Source organism: Sphingobacterium sp. SYP-B4668 (assembly GCF_027627455.1).
Taxonomy (GTDB): Bacteria; Bacteroidota; Bacteroidia; order Sphingobacteriales; family Sphingobacteriaceae; genus Sphingobacterium.
In genome coordinates this window covers 2,925,459-2,948,134 of sequence record NZ_CP115483.1, presented here as the reverse complement: position 1 = coordinate 2,948,134, position 22,676 = coordinate 2,925,459, and the positions used below count along the sequence as shown (strand labels likewise).

At 42.8% G+C, this 22,676-nt stretch carries 14 protein-coding genes; 8 read left to right on the top strand and 6 right to left on the bottom strand.

Annotation, left to right across the window (positions count from 1 at the left end; translation table 11 throughout):
• The first annotated feature begins 11 nt into the window (after window positions 1-11).
• The 7 genes from OQ289_RS12255 (at window position 12) to OQ289_RS12225 (ending at window position 11,963) form a co-directional block, all read left to right on the top strand.
• Window positions 12-1,601: a RagB/SusD family nutrient uptake outer membrane protein gene (locus OQ289_RS12255; RefSeq protein WP_270087149.1), complete on the top strand. Its 1,590-nt coding sequence runs from the start codon at window positions 12-14 to the stop codon at window positions 1,599-1,601.
• A gap of 74 nt (window positions 1,602-1,675) precedes the next feature.
• Window positions 1,676-3,175, top strand: a complete 1,500-nt coding sequence (locus tag OQ289_RS12250; protein WP_270087148.1) for a right-handed parallel beta-helix repeat-containing protein — start codon at window positions 1,676-1,678, stop codon at window positions 3,173-3,175.
• Window positions 3,176-3,778: 603 nt separating this feature from the next.
• Window positions 3,779-6,865 (top strand): SusC/RagA family TonB-linked outer membrane protein, encoded by a 3,087-nt coding sequence (locus OQ289_RS12245; protein WP_270087147.1) that lies wholly within the window; start codon window positions 3,779-3,781, stop codon window positions 6,863-6,865.
• A 112-nt stretch (window positions 6,866-6,977) separates the two neighbouring features.
• A complete protein-coding gene (locus tag OQ289_RS12240) occupies window positions 6,978-8,579 on the top strand; it encodes a RagB/SusD family nutrient uptake outer membrane protein (RefSeq protein WP_270087146.1) in 1,602 nt (533 codons plus the stop codon).
• 12 nt (window positions 8,580-8,591) lie between these two features.
• A complete protein-coding gene (locus OQ289_RS12235; protein WP_270087145.1) occupies window positions 8,592-9,701 on the top strand; it encodes an FISUMP domain-containing protein in 1,110 nt (369 codons plus the stop codon).
• A 114-nt stretch (window positions 9,702-9,815) separates the two neighbouring features.
• Window positions 9,816-11,522 (top strand): right-handed parallel beta-helix repeat-containing protein, encoded by a 1,707-nt coding sequence (locus OQ289_RS12230; protein WP_270087144.1) that lies wholly within the window; start codon window positions 9,816-9,818, stop codon window positions 11,520-11,522.
• A gap of 6 nt (window positions 11,523-11,528) precedes the next feature.
• Entirely contained in the window at window positions 11,529-11,963 is a 435-nt protein-coding gene (locus OQ289_RS12225) for a SusE domain-containing protein (protein ID WP_270087143.1), read from the top strand.
• A 43-nt stretch (window positions 11,964-12,006) separates the two neighbouring features.
• On the opposite strand, the gene OQ289_RS12220 is transcribed toward OQ289_RS12225, so the two are convergent.
• Complete coding sequence (locus OQ289_RS12220; RefSeq protein ID WP_270087142.1) at window positions 12,007-15,978, bottom strand: two-component regulator propeller domain-containing protein; 3,972 nt, start codon at window positions 15,976-15,978, stop codon at window positions 12,007-12,009.
• Between the two features lie 173 nt (window positions 15,979-16,151).
• Between OQ289_RS12220 and OQ289_RS12215 the strand changes: the two genes are divergently transcribed.
• Window positions 16,152-17,996, top strand: coding sequence for a hypothetical protein (locus OQ289_RS12215; protein WP_270087141.1), 1,845 nt, complete (start codon window positions 16,152-16,154; stop codon window positions 17,994-17,996).
• A 99-nt stretch (window positions 17,997-18,095) separates the two neighbouring features.
• Here OQ289_RS12215 and OQ289_RS12210 read toward each other — a convergent pair whose 3' ends face one another.
• The 5 genes from OQ289_RS12210 to OQ289_RS12190 form a co-directional block, all read right to left on the bottom strand.
• Window positions 18,096-18,401, bottom strand: a complete 306-nt coding sequence (locus OQ289_RS12210; protein WP_270087140.1) for a putative quinol monooxygenase — start codon at window positions 18,399-18,401, stop codon at window positions 18,096-18,098.
• Between the two features lie 193 nt (window positions 18,402-18,594).
• A complete protein-coding gene (locus tag OQ289_RS12205) occupies window positions 18,595-19,707 on the bottom strand; it encodes a helix-turn-helix domain-containing protein (RefSeq protein WP_270087139.1) in 1,113 nt (370 codons plus the stop codon).
• A gap of 58 nt (window positions 19,708-19,765) precedes the next feature.
• Complete coding sequence (locus OQ289_RS12200; protein ID WP_270087138.1) at window positions 19,766-19,951, bottom strand: hypothetical protein; 186 nt, start codon at window positions 19,949-19,951, stop codon at window positions 19,766-19,768.
• Window positions 19,952-20,119: 168 nt separating this feature from the next.
• Window positions 20,120-21,076, bottom strand: coding sequence for a TolB family protein (locus tag OQ289_RS12195; RefSeq protein ID WP_270087137.1), 957 nt, complete (start codon window positions 21,074-21,076; stop codon window positions 20,120-20,122).
• Between the two features lie 193 nt (window positions 21,077-21,269).
• Window positions 21,270-22,646 carry a hypothetical protein gene (locus OQ289_RS12190; protein WP_270087136.1) on the bottom strand — a complete coding sequence of 459 codons (1,377 nt, stop codon included), beginning with the start codon at window positions 22,644-22,646 and terminating at the stop codon, window positions 21,270-21,272.
• Window positions 22,647-22,676: the final 30 nt, after the last annotated feature.

Here is a 22,676-nt window from a genome sequence, read left to right as displayed (position 1 = left end):
TTTTAAACGAAATGAAAAAAATACTATATATCACCTTGCTCAGTTTAAGTCTAGGAGCCTGTAGCGATGATTTTTTGGATAGACATTCCTTGACTGGCATTTCGAATGAGACTTTTTGGCTCACCGAACAAGACGCTATGATGGGACTTACCTCTTGTTATGATGGTCTCCAAAATAACTATTTGTACAACGGTGGGCCTTGGGAAAAGGGATTTGCCATGATGGACAATCTGACCGACAATGGGGGGCATTTTAATTGGGATGGTTGGATGGCCGGCTTTGATATTGCCACCGGTACACATACACCTAGCAGTGGACTCATTGGCTCCTTTTGGTCGGCATCCTATGAAGTTATCAACCGATGCAATACGCTCATCACCAGGATAGAGGGTGTTGATATGGATGCCGAAAAGAAAGAACTAATGAAGGCTGAAGCAGTCGTCATCCGCTCGCTTATGTACACCAATCTGACAATGACTTACAATGACGTGCCCTTCACACGGGAAGAAAGGGGCATGGACAATGCAAATACGGCCAAGACCCCACGCAAGGAAATCGTCAATGTTGTCCTAGCTGATTTGCGTGATGCAGCTGCAAAATTACCAATCGAGGCAGCCAGTAGAGGACGTATCACAAAGGGAGCCGCCTTAAGCCTATTGGGCAGATTGGCCCTTTATAATGAGCAATGGGATGTAGCTGCCCAAGCCTATCAAGCCGTCATCAGCAGCGGCAAATACGGACTTTACAACAACTACGGCACCCTTTTCTCCCAAGCGGCCGAAAATAGCAATGAAATTGTATTTTCCGTTCGTTTTGAAGGCCCAGGTCTAAAAGAAGGGTCGTCTTTTGCCGCCCATTATGACTCACCTCTAGAGGCTGAAAACGGAACTTTAGATCTCGCCAAATCTTTCTATTGCCTGGACGGAAAACCTACTCATACTTCATCTGTATATGTAGAAGGCGTTGACGACCTCCAAAATAATAGACCCGATAGCAAGCGCTATGAAAACCGCGACCCCCGTTTGAAAGCCACCCTCTTTGTTCCCGGGATGAAGTGGGGGAGCTCCAATGCAGAGTTTTTTGGCGGAGCAGCACCTTCCAGATCTACCGTATATGTGTATAAGTATTTCAATCCAAATCAATCCTCTAATGACGCATGGGATTCTGGACAAGATTTTTACGTCATTCGATATGCCGAAGTATTACTATCACTAGCAGAAGCCTTAGTTCAAAGCGGCACTTACAATCAACAGGAAGTCTACGGTCTTGTTGATCAGGTGCGTGCTCGCGTTGCCATGCCTAGCATTAAGGATGTTGAAGGTATGAACCTTTCAAAGACGCAATTATTAGATCTTATAAAGCACGAAAGGAGAGTAGAGACCGCTTTTGAAGGTCTTCGGTTGTTCGATTTATATAGATGGAAGGAGCTACAAGATGCTGTCAATCACATAGAAGCGGAGCGAGCACTTTTTAACAATATCGGCACCTATTTCTTATATGAGAAACGCAATTTTAGAGGTGAGCAGGAGTACATTTGGCCTATTCCTCAGGCCGAAGTGGATGCAAATAGCCAGTTAGAGCAACATCCCCTGTGGAAATAGCTAACAACAAATAATTAACCGAGCCTAGATTTCAACGATATTATTGAAATCTAGACTCCTTATCAACTCATGAGATGAAGCAATTGCAATCACTTATTTTCTTACTGATACCTTATTTTTTATCAGCAAGTACTTATTATATAGATCCAACAGGTGGTAAGGATACGAATTCCGGTCTTTCTTCCCAAGAGGCTTGGAAAAGCTTTAATAGATTAGCTGATCTTCGGTTGAGCGCTGGAGACCATGTTGTATTGAAGCGAGGAGAAATATTTAAGCAGCTCTTAGAGCTTTCGGGGCAAGGGAGCTTTATGGAACCTATTGTGGTATCCACTTATGGTCAAGGCCCCAAGCCAGTCATCATGGCTCCGGATCATTCCTTATATGCAGTGCGTATTCGTAATAGCTCCTATCTACAGCTCAAAGACATTGAAGTTGTCAATACCGGATCTACGGTATTGCCCTCCCGTACAGGTGTTAAGCTGGAAAGTAAGAATTATGGTACAGCTCATGCTATCGTATTGAGCGGCTTAGACATTCGAGATGTCAACGGCAGCTTGGTTAAGAGCGAAGGTGGAGGATCAGGTATTCTAATAGAAAGCCGCGGCGATTCCATTCTCTCCAATTTTGACGCATTGGTGATTGAAGACTGTACCATCAAACGGTGCCAACGGAACGGGATGATTTGGAGTGCCAATTGGAATCGCAACGATCGGTGGTTCCCCAGTACCAATACCATTATCCGAAACAATTTTATTGAGGGAGTACCTGGGGATGGCATTGTGCCTATAGCCTGTGTCAACACATTGATTGAATTCAACAAAATGATAGATTGCCCAGAGACGTTACCTCAAACCGAAGCTGCGGCAGGATTTTGGCCTTGGAGCTGCGACAATACCACCATCCAGTTTAACGAAGTCACCGGACATAATGCTCCTTGGGATGCACAAGGATTTGATTCAGATTACAACTGCCGGAATACTGTTATCCAATACAACTACAGCCACCAAAATGCAGGCGGCTTCGTTTTGATATGTAATTCTGGTGAATCACAGGATCAAATCGGTAATATCGGCACTCGCGTACAGTACAATTTGAGTATAGATGATGGGAATCGAACCCGGCCCACCCGGGTAGGTATGTTTTCACCATCCATTCATATTGCAGGCCCGGCGAAGGAGACATCCATATATAGAAATATTATCTATGCTGGACCCAAAAGTGCTGACAACGTGCACCGCTCTATATTGACGTCAGATTCCTGGGGTGGATATGCCGATCAAACCAAGATTTTTGAAAACTTGTTTATTGCACAGCAAAAGTCCAGCTTTGACCTACAGGCATCCACCAACAACTTAACCATGGACAATACCTTCATCGGTCAATTTGATTCACATGTCAGTCTGGAAAAGACGAATAAGATGAATCCCGAACGGCACACCTATTCAGCAGAGGTATTACGGTCCAAATTTTTGAAAATTAAGCGCATTGCGCAAGGCATGCAAGATATCGTATACATAGATAGACAAGCGATTGAGGATTTTTTCGCACAAATCCCTAGTCCAAACGCAGAATAACTTTTATTCTCGAGGATGCATAGCTAGTATCTCTGATAAGTTCCTCCTTATCAGAGATACTCCTCGATACATCTTGTTTATATGCATGATGTAACGTGTTTATATTTATGTGTTTATATTGCCTATCTTTATTGATTAATCATGTCAATTACCTTTTTCGGCACCGCATCTATCCAATTTTAACGTTATCGATTGCAGGTTTTACCGATACATCTAGCACCATCTCGCTTCAATTGGGTCTCTTTCCATCCAAGTGCTAGATATCGATTCCAGACTTCCTAGTACGCTGATTCTTGTGCAATAGGATTGTAAACATATGCTATCCGCTTCTGTAGTTGTACTCCTCACTATTTTTATTTTTTTGTAGCGGTGACTGCTATTATAGTATACTACTGCTTGGCTTAGCTATTTTTCATTGGTCAGTACCACCCATGCCAAAAGTCATATTTTGTATATATACAGATATGTTCAGTAGTCATATATATCTGATTAATTCAAAGGTGCCTGTCAGGTTTACCCATAAATCTTGCAGATATTAGTACAAACATATAAGACCGCTAAACGGCTCCTCATTACATTTGAATAATTAACCAATTTAAACTTATGATATTAATTCGACAACATGTGTTACGCATCGTTATGCTTACGTTAATACTGGGTTTGAGCTTGACCTTTACATTTGCTCAGCAAGCCCAAGTGCAGACGTTTAGTGGCAAAGTGCACTCCACTTCCAAGAAGGAAATTGCGGGAGCGACTATCCGAAATCTCCGTACCTCTCAAATCGGTACCTCCAATCAACAAGGTGTTTTCGCCATCACGGGTAAAGTAGGTGACCAGTTAGAGGTTACCTATATGGGATTTCGAACAGCCACACTCACTATTACCGAAGCCACAAAGCCCTTAATCGTAGAGCTGGAAGAGACTGCTATCGCACTGGATGAAGCTGTCGCTGTAGGTTTCGGCACCACTAGTAAAGCCAAAGTAACGGGAGCCATTGCCACTGTATCTACCGCTGATTTTAAAAATAGACCCTTGACCGACGTCTCCATGGCCTTACAAGGCAAGGTCACCGGTGTGCAGGTCACCCAGAATTCTGGTCGCCCGGGGGCCGATGCAGGTGAGGTAGTCATCCGCGGCATAGGTACGCTCAACAATGCCTCACCCTTAATTATTATCGATGGGTTCGAGTCCTCCTTTGACAAAGTCGACCCTAAAGATATAGACAACATCTCTGTCCTCAAAGATGCTGCATCTGCTGCAATCTATGGAAATAAGGCAGCCAATGGGGTTGTCTTGATTACCACCAAGAAAGCAAAAAAGGGCGAAGCCAGCATCGAGTACAACGGCTATTTTTCCGTTCAACAAGTCACCAGGTACCCAGAGCTTTTGGGGTCTGTAGATTTTTTGGAATTGTATAATGAAGCGCTGCTCAATTCCAATAAACTGCCGCAGTACAATCAAGATTATATCGATCACTTTAGAAAAGGAGAGGATCTCGCACTATATCCCGATCGTAATTGGGCAGATTTCTACTTCAAACCCGCTACTCTGCAAAATCATTACGTCAAGATCAACGGTGGCAATGAAAATGCAAGTTATACCCTGTCCGGTGGTGTCATGGATCAAAAGGGGATACTCGAGGGCACTTCCTACCGCAAGTACAATTTCAGAGCAAACACCGTTAGTAATTTTTTTGACAACAAAGTAAAGATAACGTCCAATTTTGCAGGATACTCCGGCCCTCAGATCGATCGCGTTTCCGGCTCGGGATCCACCTTGGCACGCATTGTACAGATGCATCCCACTGTGGTTGCCAAGATGGAAGGCTATGGATGGACTTCTTGGTTTTATGACGATGCTGTCCTAGAAGAAGGGGGCAAGCGTGAAAGTGATTTAAAAAACTTTAACGCCAATGTACAAGGATCTATATTCTTCACCAATCGATTGGTGATGGATATTGCCGCCAATTATGATCGTTCACAAGATTTTACCATGACTTATGCACCCAATGTATATCTATATGCCATCGAGACAGGATCCAATGGGGAGCAGACCATCGGAAGGAATAATAATAGAGAGTCTGAAATTAGAGAGAGCACCTATAGACATGGAAATTTTTCCAGTTTTGCAACCCTATCATATTGGTTCAACCTACAGGAGAAGCATCATTTTAAGTTTTTGGCCGGTGGCCAACAAAGTAAATGGGAGGGTAAGTATTACCAGACCGAACGAAAAAGGTTGACCGCTAATCTACCTAGTTTGGAGGTCGGTGATCCCACCACCCAAAAAAATTCCTCTTGGCAGACCGAAGTAACTAATCTATCCCTTTTCGGTCGCTTTAATTACGATTACGCTGATAAGTACTTGTTTGAGGCCAATTTGCGTTATGATGGCTCTTCCAAATTTGCTGTTGACAAAAAGTGGGGTTTATTCCCTTCATTTTCTGGGGGATGGCGTATCGGACAAGAAGCATTTGTCAAAGACAATTATGATTGGATCAACGAGTTCAAGGTAAGAGCTTCGTGGGGCAAGCTGGGCAATGAAAAGATATGGAGCTCCTATGCAGGTATTGATATTTTATCGATTGGCGGATCCAATTACATCTGGGATGATAAAGAGTATACAGGAGCGGCCACCTCATATATTGCCAACAAGGACCTGACCTGGGAGACCACCACGCAGAGAAATATAGGATTAGATCTTTCCTTATTCAACAGTCTCCAGTTCAGTATCGATTATTATCAAAAGCAGACAGATGATATCTTGATGCAGCTCCCTGTATCCAGTACGTTTGGTTTTACCGAGACCCCTTGGAAGAATGCCGGAAAGATGAAGAATACAGGGCTCGAGATATCCCTCGGGTACAACAAGAAGATTCATGATGATTGGAGTATCAACGGTAATGTAATACTATCATTCAATAAGAATAAGATCCTCTCTCTGAGCGATCAGCCTCGTATCCTAAACAGTACGACAGGTTTATTGCTAGAAGAAGGGCTTCCTATCAATACCCTTTACGGCTACGAGACAGAAGGTATCTATCAAAATGAAGCCGAGATACATCAGCACCTCACCACTTTCGATGCAGATGGAGCAGTGGTAAACTCCTATTCAGGATTGATTGCTGCACCTGGCGATATTAGATTTAAAGATCAAAATGAGGATGGTATTATCGACATGGATCATGATCGTGTAGCCCTTGGTAATCCCAATCCCGATATGCTGTATTCGTTTAGCTTAGGCGCTAGGTATAAACAATTTGATGTCACCACCTTTTTTCAGGGAGTCTTAGGTGGTGAGGGGTGGAGTCAAGGCGAGCTTGTATCGCCATTTTTCAATAACTACAATACAGCCGGATGGATGATCGATCGCTGGACACCCCAAAGACCAAATAATACATATCAACGAGTATATATCGACAGTCAGCGTTCCAGTATCAAATCCGCCTACTATGTCGAGGACCTATCCTATCTCCGATTGAAAAACATTGAACTTGGATACACCTTATCCGATCAGATACTCCAACGTATAAAGCTCAAAGGGCTTCGCCTTTTTATCAGCGGGCAGAATATATTTACGCTCACCAAGTTCAAGGGGTTTGATCCAGAAAGATCGGGCAAGAGCAATACCAATATTTATGACTATCCATTAGTGAAGACATTTACTGGAGGTTTAAATTTAACATTCTAAGATTATGAACGCCAATTGATTAAATGGTAATTAGATATGTCTAATCGAAATTATGTCACTCATACATGGTTCCATCTGACAACTATAAAATCTAAAAACAAATTATATACAGATGAAAAAGAATTATTTAAATATATTATTGTGGAGTCTAATCTCACTAGGTTTCCACTCCTGCAAAGACTACCTCGACACTGTACCTATTGACAAGGTATCTCCAAAGACCTTTCTAACAAATGTCGATCAAGCCCGAAGTTTGATGGCTGGGATTTACAATAGCCTGTACGACGATGGTCCGGTATATATCTTTCCATACTCTTTTGAAAATATGAGCGACAATTCGTTCAATCCCAATACATGGGAAAATTCAGCTGAATTTGCAAAAGGAACCCAGACCTCCAACAGTTGGTTGGCAGAATACAAATGGAATAAAAATTGGTTGGGGATTTCGCGGGCCAATAGTTTGATTCGAGGCGTCCAAGAGAGTGAACTTGCCCCCGCCGACAAATTATCACTACTTGCAGAATCACGCTTCTTAAGAGCTTACTTCTACTATGAGTTGTTGACCCTGTATGGCCGACTCCCCATTTTGGATGAAAATTCACCATTGGAAAATCCACCCCGCCAAGACATTAGCAATGTGTTGACTTTTATAGGTGCAGATTTGACCTTCGCGGCAGACAATCTACCCCATAGCTTTGGCGGTCAATACGCCAGCCAAGGAGCCGCGATTATGTTGCAGTTGAAAGTAGCCCAATATACAGATGACAATGAAGCGGTAGTCGCACTGGCTCCCAAGATTAGAGACCTAGGGTACACCTTGTATCCAGATTTTGCGAAGCTGTTTCTAGATGCCGGCATCAATGACAAGGCCAATCAGGAGGTTATTTTTAAAATAAACTATGCCAAGGATTTGAAATCCAGTTATCAAACTATGCTTTGGTATCATTGGAATTCATTTCACACCACATTGCCTATGGTGGAGAGCTTCTTTACTACAAATGGTTTGCCGGTAAAAGACTTAGCGATCGACGGTGGCGGTGTGATTTCGAAAGATCCAACCTACAATCCCAATCTTCCGTTTACCAATCGTGACCCCCGATTGCATTTATCTATTTTATGTCCTGGATCCGAATATAGATTAGTTGCACAGAGTAGGTATCAGGCCAATTGGGTACCCGCGAGCTGGGGCAACCTCAGTGGTTTTAGACCCAAAAAGGGGGCTGATGAGTATATCGCCAATACCGAGAACGATGGTAGTGATAAGATTATTATGCGCTATGCTGAGGTACTGCTTTCATGGGCCGAGTCCGAGAATGAGCTGAACGGGCCTGCAGCTGCTTACCCACTGATTGATCAAATAAGAAGTAGAGTAGGTATGATCAAGCTTAGTGTAGCCATGCCCAACTTAAGCAAGGCAGCGATGCGTACCATCATCCGTAATGAGCGGAGGGTTGAGCTTTTCAACGAAGGACAGCGCTGGTTTGATATCAGACGTTGGAAGATAGCCGAGCGAGTCATGGTAGATGCTGTTGGCTTGGACGTGTCCAAGATGAAATGGTATTCCAATGGCAATGTGACCGCAGATTGGCAATATGAACCCATTGTCATCGATCAGCGTTCATTTAATGCCAAACGGGATTACCTATGGCCCATCCCTCAAAAGGAAATGAATGCCAATCCCGAATTTGAAGGCGACCAAAATCCAGGTTATTAAAATAGAAACATCATGAAACGACTTATAAACTATATCACGCTATTAGGCCTATTATTGGGCGTATACTCCTGCAAGGACGATATCGCGTATGTCGAAGCCGATTGGGCAAGACCTATATTTCCTATAGATGGTGCTTCCGTCAAGATTGACTACTTCAAACCCAATGACACGTTGAATTTTACCTGGGAGGCCCGATCCAATGCTACTTACAAAATTATGTTTGACACCGATATGCATTTCGAGAATGCAGTAGAGATGGATATGGGACACCTAGATTCTTTGAAGATACGCAATGAAGATTTTCTGGCCGTACTGAAGGAGCTTCGTCCACAGTTCAACAGTATCGGTCGATATTTTTGGAAAGTAGAGCAAAGCTACAACGGCCATGTACAGAGCTCTTGGCGTTATTTTGATGCCGTTCTTACGGTCGAGTCCTTTACCGATGCACGGGACAATGAAGTGTACAACGCCAATCAGTATGTCCTTCTTGACGGGAGCCTGCTGACCATTATGCGTGAAAATTTACGAGCGAAGGTCTATGCTGACAATACCGCATTTCCATTTGCCGCCAAGTGGGCAGGTACAAGTAATGAAGTATACAATAAGTTAGCCGGTGCATACTATACCTGGGCTACCGCTACGCGTCTATCTTGGGACGATGCAAAGGAAGCCCATCTTGCTGGAGAAGAGGTACAGGGTGTTTGTCCGGACGGTTGGCATTTACCCTCCATGTCCGAATTGGAACAGTTGCGCTTATACCTAGGACAATATACCGCGGGGCTGGCTGTCAAAGACCCCATGTACTGGAAGAATACGGTCAATATCACCAATTCCTCAAAGATGAATATCGTGCCCTCAGGCTATTTCTGGCATGAAGGCGTCCCCACTATCGACGCTGGAATCGATGCCGCCAATCCCGTAGCCTACTTTTGGACACTTACTCCATATCTCAAAGGAATCAATTATGCTTGGGGCGAAGTTGCAATGGACGATAACAAGTCCAAGGCTACCCTGATGTCCCTATACAACGATGTAGACGATATTTATTTCCAAGGCTATAGCGTTGTTCCAGGTGTCGAAAATAGAGGATGTCCGGTTAGATGCATCATGAATCGAAAATAAGTGATAGAAACCTTTGAAACGCATCATGTCTACACACGGGACAATACGATTATTAACCGAGTGCAATAAGCTCAAGAATACCATTCGAGCTTATGCCCATTATTACCGAAATAGATGAAAACATATTTAAAACCTAGATTTAATCTTATGCTTTTACTGCTCATCCTGCTCCTCAGTTGCAAGGAAGATACATTAATAGACGTCCCGCAGCCAGTAGCGGAGCAGTCGTACCCCAATCGATATTATATCGATCCAGATAATGGCAAATTTTACAATACAGGACATTCCCCTTCACAGGCATGGAAATCTATCGACATCATCAACGAGAAGGTATGGAATCCCGGAGATACCATCTTGATAAAAAGAGGATCTTCCTTCAATGGTCAGCTAGTCTTAAAGGGGAGCGGTACGGAAGCAGCACCCATTGTCATCACCAGTTATGGAGACGAGTCAGATCCATTGCCTACTATTAATGGTGGTGGTACCGTCGACGAGGCTATTTTGGTCAATAATGTTCAATATTGGGAGCTGCACCAGCTTAAGGTCACCAACAAAGGCGCAGTGCCCCGACCCAAATCTGTAGGCATACGTCTCGTCGCCAATCAGATCGAAGGTGGTGTTATGAATCACATTATTATCCGCGAGTGTATTGTCACGGATGTATATGGCACCAAGACACACCATTTGGGTGGGGGAGGTTCGGCTATCTTTTATTATAATGTATTAGACGGTAATCAGCCATCCTCTTTCAATAAAGTTTGGATAGAAAATTGTACCCTATCCAATTCACAACGAGATGGTATCACGGGCTGGGTTTCTACCGGCGATCGAGCTCGACGGAAAGCCAATACCAACTTCATCATTCGCGACAATACCTTCGAAAATATACCAGGCGACCAGATTATTATCAACAGTTGCGATGGCGCCCTTGTCGAACGGAACAACGTATTCAATTGTGCTCCCGGTGACTTCTCTCCTGATGGGATTCCCTTTCGCGCAGAAGCCGCCGCTGCCATATGGTGTATCCATAGCGACCACACCCAGTTCAGGTATAATATCGTACAAGATCATAAGGCTACTTGGGATGGGCAGGCATTTGATTGCGATCAAAATTCACAGCACACGCTCTTCGAGTACAACATTAGCTACAACAATGTAGGCGGTGCCTTCTTGTTGTGCCCGGCCGACGCTGGGTTCAACAATGGATATGCGGAATCTACAGGTACCATTTTTAGATACAATATCAGCATCAATGATGGGACACGTGACTATCTCAAGGAAAATGGCAAAATCCTAGCCTCTACCATCGATATCGTAGGACGCGTCAAAGATGCCCATTTTCATAACAACACCTTTATTAAGACCAGGTCCGCAGCCCAAAATGCGGATAATGTCGCCTTAACCTTCGACAGCTATACCAATATTCCACAGTCCTTGATTTTTGAAAACAATATATTCTACAACAGCACAGCCGTAGCCAATGACTTTTACCGATTGACCGTAGGTCATCTTGACCCCAGCGGATCCATTGTATTCAAGAACAACAATGTGTTTGGATATACCAATATACCCAGCGATCCTATTTTCGATACAGGCAATATCCATGTTGACCCTAAGTTTGTACAGTTAGTGTCCGAATTTCTCAGCGGTAGCAAGTTAGTAGATAAGGATCAGATCTTACAAGGCTTGCAGTTGGGGGCGGGGTCACCTTGTATTGCGGCTGGTATTTCCGTCGCTAATTCAACTATATACCCCCATGGCCATGACTTTTGGGGTAAATCAATTCCCACTACCAATAATATAGGCGCATTTAATCACTAACAAGTTATGAAAAGAACTACATACGTACTTTTACTATTTACCACCCTTGGTATAGCCACCCTTTTAAGTTGTAAAAAGGAAAATGATTTCTACGAAGTAGGTAAGCAGCCCGTGACATTGACCTATCCCATACAAGATACCCTTGTCACCATCAATAGAGCCAAAATGGATTCCCTCTACCGTTTCAATTGGACGACCAAACGTAATTTTATAGACTTTAATCTCTTATTCAGCAAAGACAAGTCCAGTATAAATAATGCGATAAAGCTACCTACCGGGATCAAGCGGGATTTCTATATCACTGGGACCGATTTAGATCAGATACTAGCAGGATTTGACATTCAGATTGGTCAAAAGGCAACCCTATATTGGTCAGTTCAAGTTATCAATCCCGAAGCCGGTTGGTGCGATGAGGTCCGCACATTGAATATTGTTCGTTAGCAGATATAGCCGGTCCATTCCTATTGGATCGGCTTTTTACCTATCAATTTACTTCCACTTTCTTCCTGAATTCAGTTGGCGACTCGCCGAAGTGATCCTTGAATTGCTTACTGAAATGATTCGGACTGCAATAGCCAAGTTTCAGCGATATTTCCGAAGATGTCATCGGTGTCGTCTTCAATAAGATTTTACTCTGATCCATCTTTATACTTAGCACCAGTGATGACGGTGTCATGTCCATGATTCGCTTTATATTTAAATACAGCTGTGTTCGACTGATATTCAAATGCTTACTCATCTGATTTACCGAAAGGTTAGAATCCTCAAGGTTATTGTATATATAGTCTGTTATTTCCTTTACGAAAAGTTCATCTGCATTGTTTAAGTTCTTTTGTTCTACGGGTAGATTTTTGAAGCCCTCGTAGTATTTTTTCAAAACATCTTTACTTTTTAACATATTCTGTATACGCAGTAACAGCTCTTGCATATCTAGCGGTTTGATCATATACGCATCTGCGCCCGAGGAGAATACATCTAATTTGAACTGAGGGTCGTTATTTTGGCTGATAATCAGTATGGGGATATGTTTGGTTTTCTCACTTTCCTTACAGTAAGTGACGAAGTGTACGTTATCGCTCCCCTCCAGTATCCCTTCTGCGATAATAAGATCCACCTGTTGTGATTTCAGCATGATGATAGCCTCTTTCTCCGTATTCGCCGTAATGATCCTATAGTAAGGTTGCAATTTCCTTTTGAGGATGATTTTATAATCATTAGATGGCTCTACTATCAATAGCGTGAAGGCCATCTGTTGACTATCCAATATGGGGAATGTGTGGCCATGATCGTTTAAATATTGAGAGTTCTCGACCAACCCCTTTAATACTGACGTCTTCAAGATATGATTTGTTATTTTGACATCCTCTTCACTCAATATCGGTATGCTTAGCGTCAGTATGCTTTGGTCCATGTCCGTTTGATATTGGATTTGGTATTTCAATAACTTCACCAGGCTGTCGATTATGGCCTGCGCGATATCCGCTTTTAAGATTTGCTCCGTATAGGGTATCCCATCACCCTGTGTCAAGAATAAGTTCGCATTTTCGGATTGGAGAAAAGAGGTTTTCGCTGTAAACTTCAATCTCAGCCCCTCCGGTGTCATTTCAGCATCAATGTATACAAGCTCGTCGTCAGCTGTCGTTTTTAGGATGTTGCCGATGATATTACCAATCAACATTTCCATTTTGTTTCTGTCCAAGATGACGGTACCATGTTCCAGTTCGTCTCTCAGCACGAATTTGATATTCCGCTCGCTAAAAATAGGAGAGAAGGCGTTAATAATGCTTTTTAAGATTTCCGTGATATGATATCTATTCCACTGCGGCTGTACGTAGTTCGCTTCCAATTCCCGGAAGTCCAGCAGCTGACCGATCAAAAATTCCAACCTTACAATCGATCGTTTAAATATCGCGGTATCGCTATCCGCTTTGTCATTCATCGGAAACAAGTCTTTTTGCAAAGTCGAGATAATCGATAGTGGGTTTTTGAATTCGTGTGCTATATACGTGAAAAAATTTAGTTTTGAAGTGTGCAGTTTTGCCAAATCTTCCTTTTCTTTGGCTGCCATTCGAATGGCATTCTTTGCAGCTTTTTGCTTCGCCACAAACCTATTCACCAGCCCAACACAGACTAGCAATACCAACACATACAAGATTTTCATCCCAGTAGTCCAATAAAAAGGCGGCTTCACTTGTATTTCTATTATCTTTGAATCCAGTATCTTACCGTTCATCGCCTCTAGTTTCAGTTCAAATTTATAGTCTCCCGTTTGCAATCCAGTGAACGATACCACACTGGCATTTACATTCATTTCATACCAATTGTCGTCCAAGTTGCGGAGTCTGTAATAGCAGGTATAAGGTATCTTATCGACTGTTTTATAGTCAATGATAGACACGTCGAATCCAATGAAATTTTCGTTATTTTCCAATGTGATTTTATCAAGTGTCTGTATCGGGCCAGACAATATAGACGAGGAGTCTATATTTACTATTTTATTGAACACCCTAAAATCACTCAAAAAGATTTTAGGCAATGCCTTTTCGGCTTTAGCAGATGATGGAGTAGTAAAGTGTGCAGGGTTGAATGTCAGTACCCCATCATAGGTCCCAAAGTACAGATTGCCTTTGTCATCCCTATAGTCCGATCGGATATTGAATTCTTTCGTTCCCATCATGCTCCGCAGGTCATATGACCGAAAAGTTTTATCACTTTGGATCTGATGGATTCTATTTCCAGCCGTGATCCAGATGTTGCGATGCTCGTCCTCTTGGATGCCGACGATACTATTCGCTCCGATGACGGCTTCATAAGGTTGCAATACCAACTTACCACCCTCCAGTTTGAACAGCTTACCATTTGTAGAGCCCAAATAGAGCACACCTCCTGATGTCATACAGGCGGATTGGATGAACATATTTTCGATGTTCTCGAAAAGGAGTATCGTTTTGACAGCTTTTGTATTAAGGTCATAGTAGTGCACGCTGTTTGTTGTCACACCACACAGTAGGTCTTGATATCGCAAGAGCTTGATGAAAGCAAAGTCCTTTTCCTTTTTGTGCAAGATATTCTCAAAGGTCATTTGCCGTTTGTCTAATAAGTCGATTCCGTTGTTGGTAGCCACGGCCAGGTAGCTTGCATCGATATTGAGCAAGCAGTGGATAGCGTCCGAGGATAGTTGCGCAGCTTGCACACCCACACTATTAAAGCGCTCGATTTTATTATCGGCACTTATCTTGAAAAGCCCGTTAGATAGCGACCCCACCCATACATTGTGCTGTTCATCAGTCGTTAGCGCGATAATATTGTTGCTGAGTATAGCGTTAGATTGGTTGATCTGCTCCACAAATTTGCCAGCAGAATCAAAGATGTTCACCCCCAAAAAATTGGTCGCCATCCAAAATCGATTTTTATGGTCTTTCACCATTCCATTCGCAGTCACGTTGAGGTGTGTCAAGTGCTTGCCCGTCAAGCTGATCATGCTAAATGGCGACTCCTCTCCAGGAATATGGAAAAATCCCGTAAAGTACGACCCCAATGCCATCGCCCCCTTTTTTGTTCGATATATCTGAGTGACGGTGGTATTCAACGCCTTATTATCAGATGTTTCGAGTATGTTTTCGTAGAATGCGGAATTATTGGCATCCAGCACCACCACACCTCGATTGTGTCCAATCCACAGTCTATCCCATTGATCTTCGCCCAAACTGCCAATATTTTCGATGGATAGTCCAGGTCTTTGTGGCAGATTTTCGCGTACAAAGCCATTCAGTGCCCTGTTATATTTAAATAGTCCATCCTTCCGTGTACCTATCCACACCATACCCTTACTATCCGCAAACAACGAATATACGATTGCTTGCGAGTGGTCACTCACCGGCAGAGAGTAGGATTCTATTTTAGTAAGCCCTTTATCTAATTTATCTATTTTATAGTCGGTTACAGCCCATACAAAGCCAAATTTATCCTCACGTACCGTTTTATAATTAACCCCTCTTTTATACGATTTCCATTTTCTGTTTTCCAATTGAACGATTTCTCCATCCACATATCCGAATATCTTTTTGTCTATCTCCACAAATTTGACGTATTTGATATCGTACCCGTCATATTGGATACTTAGGTATCTCCCCGTTTTGTAATCATACATGGTCGTGCTTTTTGAGCTGCCGATGAGCATGCCTTCAGGAGTTTCCTTTAAGTCGGTGATACACTCACCCATATAGTGCTGTACCTTCTTGGCTGTCTTGCTATCATAGATGCTCAGCCCATTGTCCGTCCCAATCCATATCCTATCAAATTTATCATCTTGGATAGCAGTTATACGGTTACTTTCTAGTCCATCATACTTATTCAATTGGACGAAATCGCGTATTTTCCTTTCCTCCTGCGCTAGCAGGATGTGCGGTAGGCTATATAATAATAGGAGTAGGGCTATACAAATGTTCCTCATCATTCGGTCAGTTAGGTCATACTAAAAATAGGTATTATTTAGCTAAAGCAAGTACATAATGGTTCCAAGTCCATATATATATGATTCATTTTTCTCAAAAGAAGCCTTCATGTACAGATAGATACTCCGCATGGAGGCGATTTGAACTATTTTTGGGCAATCTAAATTTATGAACCATGCGAAAAACTATTTTTGTCCTTCTATTCGTGTTCCCTTTGCTTGTACAAGCTGCCAGCACAAGAGTCATCACCGGTAGGTCCATAGGCATCCATCCCAATACCATGCAAAATCTCATCCCGCAGATCAAAGCCTTTTTGTCTCGTGATTTTGGAGCAGATTCCATTCAATTGGTCTTAGAGAAGGGACGATATGATTTTTTTGGGACTTCTTGCTTTGATGGGAAGGACGTCACTACTATTGCATTTGATATTAAGCACAAAAAAAACCTCATCATAGATGGACAGGGTGCAGAGTTCATCTTTCATGGACAGGTCACTCCCTTCAAATTAACCGAATCCAGCAACGTCCGCATCCAAAATCTAGTCATTGATTGGGATAGACCCTACAATTCCCAAGGCACCATCATAGGACTCTCCGATACCTATGTCGACATCCAGGTCGACGGTGATAAGTATCCATTTGAAATCGTAAGCGATAGCATCTATTTCTTAGGAGAGGGGTGGCGCAAGCCAATCGTTAGTGAGTATACCAATATATACGAACCCAAGCAGCTGAATATAGCCTATCAGACCCGTGACAATCCATTGGGGCGTGACTTCTATCAAGCTAAAGTCACGCAGAATACAGACGGCTCGCTGCGTTTTCATACGAGGCCAGCCTACTACCCCGTAATAGGCTCCCAAATTGTCTTTTTTCATGGGCGTTATATTGCCGATGGCATTTTGATAATGCAAAGCAAGGATATCGCTCTAGAGAATATAACCATATACCACACCCTTAGCTGTGGCGTCAGTGGATACAAAAGTGAAAATATAAGTCTTAAAAAGGTCGATATTATTACCAATTCCTCCAAAGGGAGGGCTTTCAGTACCATTGCTGATGCCACCCATTTCAATGGTTGCAAAGGCGATATTCTTTTTGATGGCTGTGAGGTATCAGGAGCAGGCGATGACTACATGAATATTCACGGGATGTATGCCAATGTCGTAGCTATTGAAGGCGATAGCAGCGTCTTGGTAGCCCCCAATGGTCGTTACATTGGGTTTGTATCAGGTGAGCAGGCATGGGTGTTGGATACCGCCACCATGGTCAAGACCAATGTACTATTCGTCAACGATCAGCAGAGCATCTACGGTTCAGATGGACATATTGTTAACTATCGGATAGCTTTTTCCAAAAATATCCGAAAATTAATAAAGGTGGGTGATCTGCTTGAAAATAAGGATAAGACTGCCAGTCTAACCGTTCGTAATTGCCGTATGTTGAAGAAAAATAGAGGACGTTCTATTCTAGTATCCTCTCCCGGTACCGTACGCATAGAGAACAATTATTTTAATACCGCCGGTGCTGCTATATTGATTGAAGGCGATATCGAGTTATGGAATGAATCGGGAGCCGTACGCGATGTATTGATTCAAAACAATATGTTTGAAAACTGTTATACCTCAGGCGACAACATATCCGATTATCCTTGGGGCTGGGGCGAAGCGGTTATATCCATTACACCATCCGTCAAGCCTCAAAGTATAGATGCCCGACCTTACCATGAGAATATCAGGATACACAACAATCAATTTAGGCACTTCGACTATGCTATCCTCTTCGCTCGATCGGTAAAGGGGTTAGCCTTCCATGACAACACACTCGTCCGCACCTACGATTATGAGCCATATTATCGAAAAGTCAATTTCTATTTGGACGGATGTCGCGAAGTTTCCTTTTCCAACAATTCATTTAGCGAGGATTTTCTGGGAAAGAATATGCAACTTATCCATATGCGTAGATCAGACGTTAAGCAATCAAAGAATGATCGGCACGCCATAGCCATACAGGGGCCATAGCTCTCATCGAACGTATCGTTTTCAATGTCATTGCATCTTACATAAGGTAGTAGCCATCTGGAGTATGCTCGCTGTGGTTTTGGTTTCCATAAGTGGATCTTAAAGGACGTCCTTCGAAGCCCCTATGTATTCGAGCACTTCGATATGCGGCGCGGATGTCAGATTTTTATCCCGTTGCGTCTGAAAGCGAAGAAAACTAGGAGTACCCAATATGTTCTGCTGTATATCTTGATCCGCGTATTGCGAGATATGGACAAACGTGCTATCATTTTCGGTTTGAAAAACAGAATACAAAAAGCGAGAGCTGTCCAAGCTTCTGAAATCGGTCAAAAACTCTTCTATAAGTTGTTTGTTCGCATTTACATACGCTTCTTTTACGGTATACTTTACTTTAACTACAATCATTTTTTTAGGGTTTTGAACAATCGAATGCTGTGTTTATTAGCAAGGAATAGAATTCGTTACTAAAAGTACAGATGTATCGTTCTATAATCAATTGCTATTTCACTTAGTAGATGTCGGTCTCTCGATATACTCCTTAAAACTACACAATATATTTTTTATTATACGAGATTCGCGCAGACACTGTTGAACACCTTTATTTCGAAGAGTGGTGAGCATTCGCTTTAATATATTCTTTTGGAGTAATGCCAGTTGCTTTTTTGAAACAGCTGTAGAATGTTGTCCTTGAATTGAAGCCCGCCCGTACAGCTATTCCAAACATATCGAGCTGCTTGGCTTCCCCTGACAACAGCAGCTTCTTTGCCTCCTCTGTACGCAGTTCGTTGATAAACTGGTAGAAGTTCCGCTGTAACCCATTATTTAGGATGTACGAAAGATCGTGAGGATTGACCCCCACTTGATCAGATAGGGTGGTGAGCGTCAAGCCTGGATCCAGATATAGTTTTTCATCTATCGTCTTCTGTAATACACGCTCTTTAAGCTCGTTCACTTGAAGAGATGTCAGTCTTTCTTCCGCTTTCTTTTTTTGCGTACCTGCTTCATCCACCAAATTGTGGCTTGGCTCAATCGTGTAGATAGAACGCTGTGTTAACGCAAAATAAGCGAGAGCGACTATACCCAAGAAATATAGGATTGGTGATAGCGAGCTAATGCCTAGATGTACAAGAGCCAGTCCTCGGATTACAATTAGAAATAAGAGGGCTATCATGAGGTACTTGAGCCAAGCTAGATCGATTCTTTCCGTATACGAAGATAATTGTTGAATATTTTTCTGATGTTTTTTAAAAAGTTGATAGCAGGCTAACCAATAAAAGACGCTCTGGGCGAAGAAGAAATATTTGATTATAAAGACTATCCACTGCGGCAATTGAGGTGGGTCAATCTGTATATTGAAAAATCGGGGCATCAGATAGACGATCGAAAAGAATATAAAAATCAAAAATGGGATAAAGTGCAATCCCCAATTTTTTAGCGTTGAGGTTGGTCTGACCATGTAGCTGACTGCTAGGTAAAAGCAGGGGAGAATGGCCCATCGGGGCAGTTCAAGAAGATGGAGTAAAACTCCATTCTCGATATGAAAGCCTTCCAGAAAAAGCTGGGTGAATAACCCAGCTGTCATATAGTAGAAAGAGCCTAACCATCGGTCTGCTCGCGTGTTAGTCCGATTTACCCCAAGCAGGATCAACGTGCCGAGCAACCATAGTGCACCAGCCGAAAAGGCGTGAAATGTAGTAAGTATATTAATCATAACCGGCAGTAACAGTGCTCGTGTGTGGTGAATTTACGCATTATAGACCAATTTGAAGCTACATCATCCATATCGGCACCCCGATCCAACCGTTTAAGGTCAGCAGCGCCACGAGATAGCCTAAAAAGAAATTGTTAAAAACAAACAGCGCTATGCCATGATCGGCATATGTTGTCCGCGGTTGCTGCGCCCGTATAGGGAAGCAGATCGTCATGGTGAGTAGGACGATGTAGAAGATCTTCATGCTAATCATTTGCTTTTCTTTTTCGGCAAATTAGAAAGGATGCTCGTGAAGGGTGTCCGCCTCCATCCAAGCGGATAGAATAAGAGAGATTAGCGTAGGTAGGATAGCCGTTTTATAGTTACTAAGGCCACAAGTTGCGACCTTAGTAACTGGTAATATTTCAGAGTATTATTTCTTCGTAAAATAACAGGGGCCTAGTTGTTGCTTAGGCGAGTTGATACCCGTATTATACAAATCCATCGAATAGATATCGCCTGTATGGACATTTGCTACATATAGATCATATCCCCCCTTTGTATCGGGACGCGTACTGCACAATACCAGCCAGTTTTCATCTATGGGATAGGCATCTGAATAGTTCCCGTCATTAGCATTAAAGGGCAGTTTGTAGCTACGTAACCCACTCCAGTAACCTCTATACACCTGGTCCACCGTATTGGTCTTGGACAGCCCTACCGAATAGTAAAACGAGGTCTGATCTGCATTGATTGGGTAGTAATCCTGCACACCTTCAGCATCATACACCGTTTGCTGGATTTCTTTCGACTTGACGTCGATAATGGCTATAGAAGACGTGGCCGCATCGCCCTGTGTACACACCACTTTGGTGCCATCGTGGTTATAATAGGGGATACCGTAGCCTTTTGGCGATAGGCGGGTTACCTTACGGCTCGCAAGATCCATTTCAACGATACGTGAGTCTTGTTTGAAGACCACTCTTTTGCCATCAGGAGCAAACTTCGGGTCTTCATCTCTTGTCTGCCCAATCAGCGTTAGGTTCTCGGGCGGTTTGCTTGAATTCAATTCATACACAAAAATATCCCAACTATCAGTATCCTCGCTGATTCCCATAAATACGATTCGGGTACCATCCGGCGAGATATGTGCATTCATCGGATTCTTGATGTCCCAACCGGAACTCAGGCTTTGAACTTTATTACTACTAAAGTCATATAGGAATATCTCCGAATCGTTGGCGCCATAGTTCGTGTAGGTATGGTACAAGAGTTGCCCCTTAAGATGGGTAGGCAACTCGGCCTTCTCTATTTCCACAACATTATTGTCGCTGCATCCAAAAAGAGGAAGCAGTCCCAGGCTTAGCGTAATGATCAATTTATTTTTCATATCTGTATAAGTATTTGTTCTCATGGATATAAATGCATGCACTCCCTCCGTATGTTTTTTTATCTCATCCGCCAGTTGGCGGACTTACGGGCTTTTTGCTTGCTCACCATGAGTATTTCATATTATGTCCTTTAATTACCCTAATGCGTTAGTCTTTCCAATCCTTGACTAACGCATAGCTTATGTTTGCAGTTTACTTTACCTTCGTAATATGTACGGTTGCCTGTTCTGCACCTTTGGTCATGTCAAGCACGAGCCTGTAATACCCTGGGACAAAACCTGCTGCATTTGTAATACTGATAGATTTTCCGGGCTTCCCAGCTATCGGTGCGCCGATAGAAAATCCTTGGCTATCTCCTTGGATAGAAGCTGCTGAAAATTCAGCCGGTACGGCTTCCCAGGTTCTGTTGGAGTAAAATTGAAATTCGAAACTTCCCCAGTCATGCTCGTTGGAAATAAAAACGGTAGCCTGATAAACATTCTCTGCTATTTTACGTCCATACGCCACCTGTTTGAAATCCTCCAAATCCCATCCGATAGGCTTATAGTCATCATGCCAGGCTGTCGCCGTGGTAAAGCCATGACCTACTACCCAGTAGTTAGTCGGCGCTTCGTCTTGGAGCCGTGTTACCCAGAGCCCTTTATATTTCGGTGAGTATATAATTTCCCAATCACCATCCTCACCTAGGAACTCGTATATCTTGCTCGAAGCACTGTGATTAAAGAAGTCAGGGTTAAAGTTACTCTCCATATTCAAGCCTACTATTTCTAAAAACTGTCCCTTTTTAAGGTTCACAGTAGCAGATTTCATCTCGCTATCATGAGCATCGCTCCTCGGATTTAAGGTGATTTTGGTGGCGACATCACCCTTTACATCGATTAAGAAGGTCTGTGCATCAAAAATGATTTGCTTCACGATCATACCAGTATAGTCAAACTCGATATCATCACCTGCGCTACTTACGATAGCAGATTCGCTCTCGTATCGCCCTTTTCCCCAGATAAAATCAGCTTCTTCCAGCGTGTTTGCCGTAGCGATTTTGCCAGAAATTTTACTTTCAAATATACTTTCTGCAGATTTGTATAGCAATGGTTCGGCAGTAGAGTTTGTCAGTAGGATAGGGCTACCTCCTTCAGTCAGATAATATAACGTCGTTGGTAATACAGGACGCCTTGCTTTTAAAATCACATCTTTAAACGCAGAATCTCCATCGACATTGATACTCGTAAAACGTACCACTACATCTTCAACGTCCTCCATATCCTTCACAAAGGGAATATCTAAAGCTTCGTTTTCAACTATAGCACTATTTCCTTTGGTTCGGATAGATTTTGAGTGCACCACAATGTCATTGATCAATACCTCTATTTCCAAGGTGGACAATGGCCTCACCTCATCCTTGACAGCGATACTAAAGCTCACGGCACCTGGTACAGACAGCTCTTTGATGTCACCTATCGTCTTGACGTAATCGATGGTAGGAGTAGATTTCTCCATATACAGGTCTTTACTGCATGAAAAACAGCTGAGTGCCATCAGTATCAAGGGTATATATATAATCCTTTTCATTCTTAAATAATTTTAGGCTTTTGTGAAAAT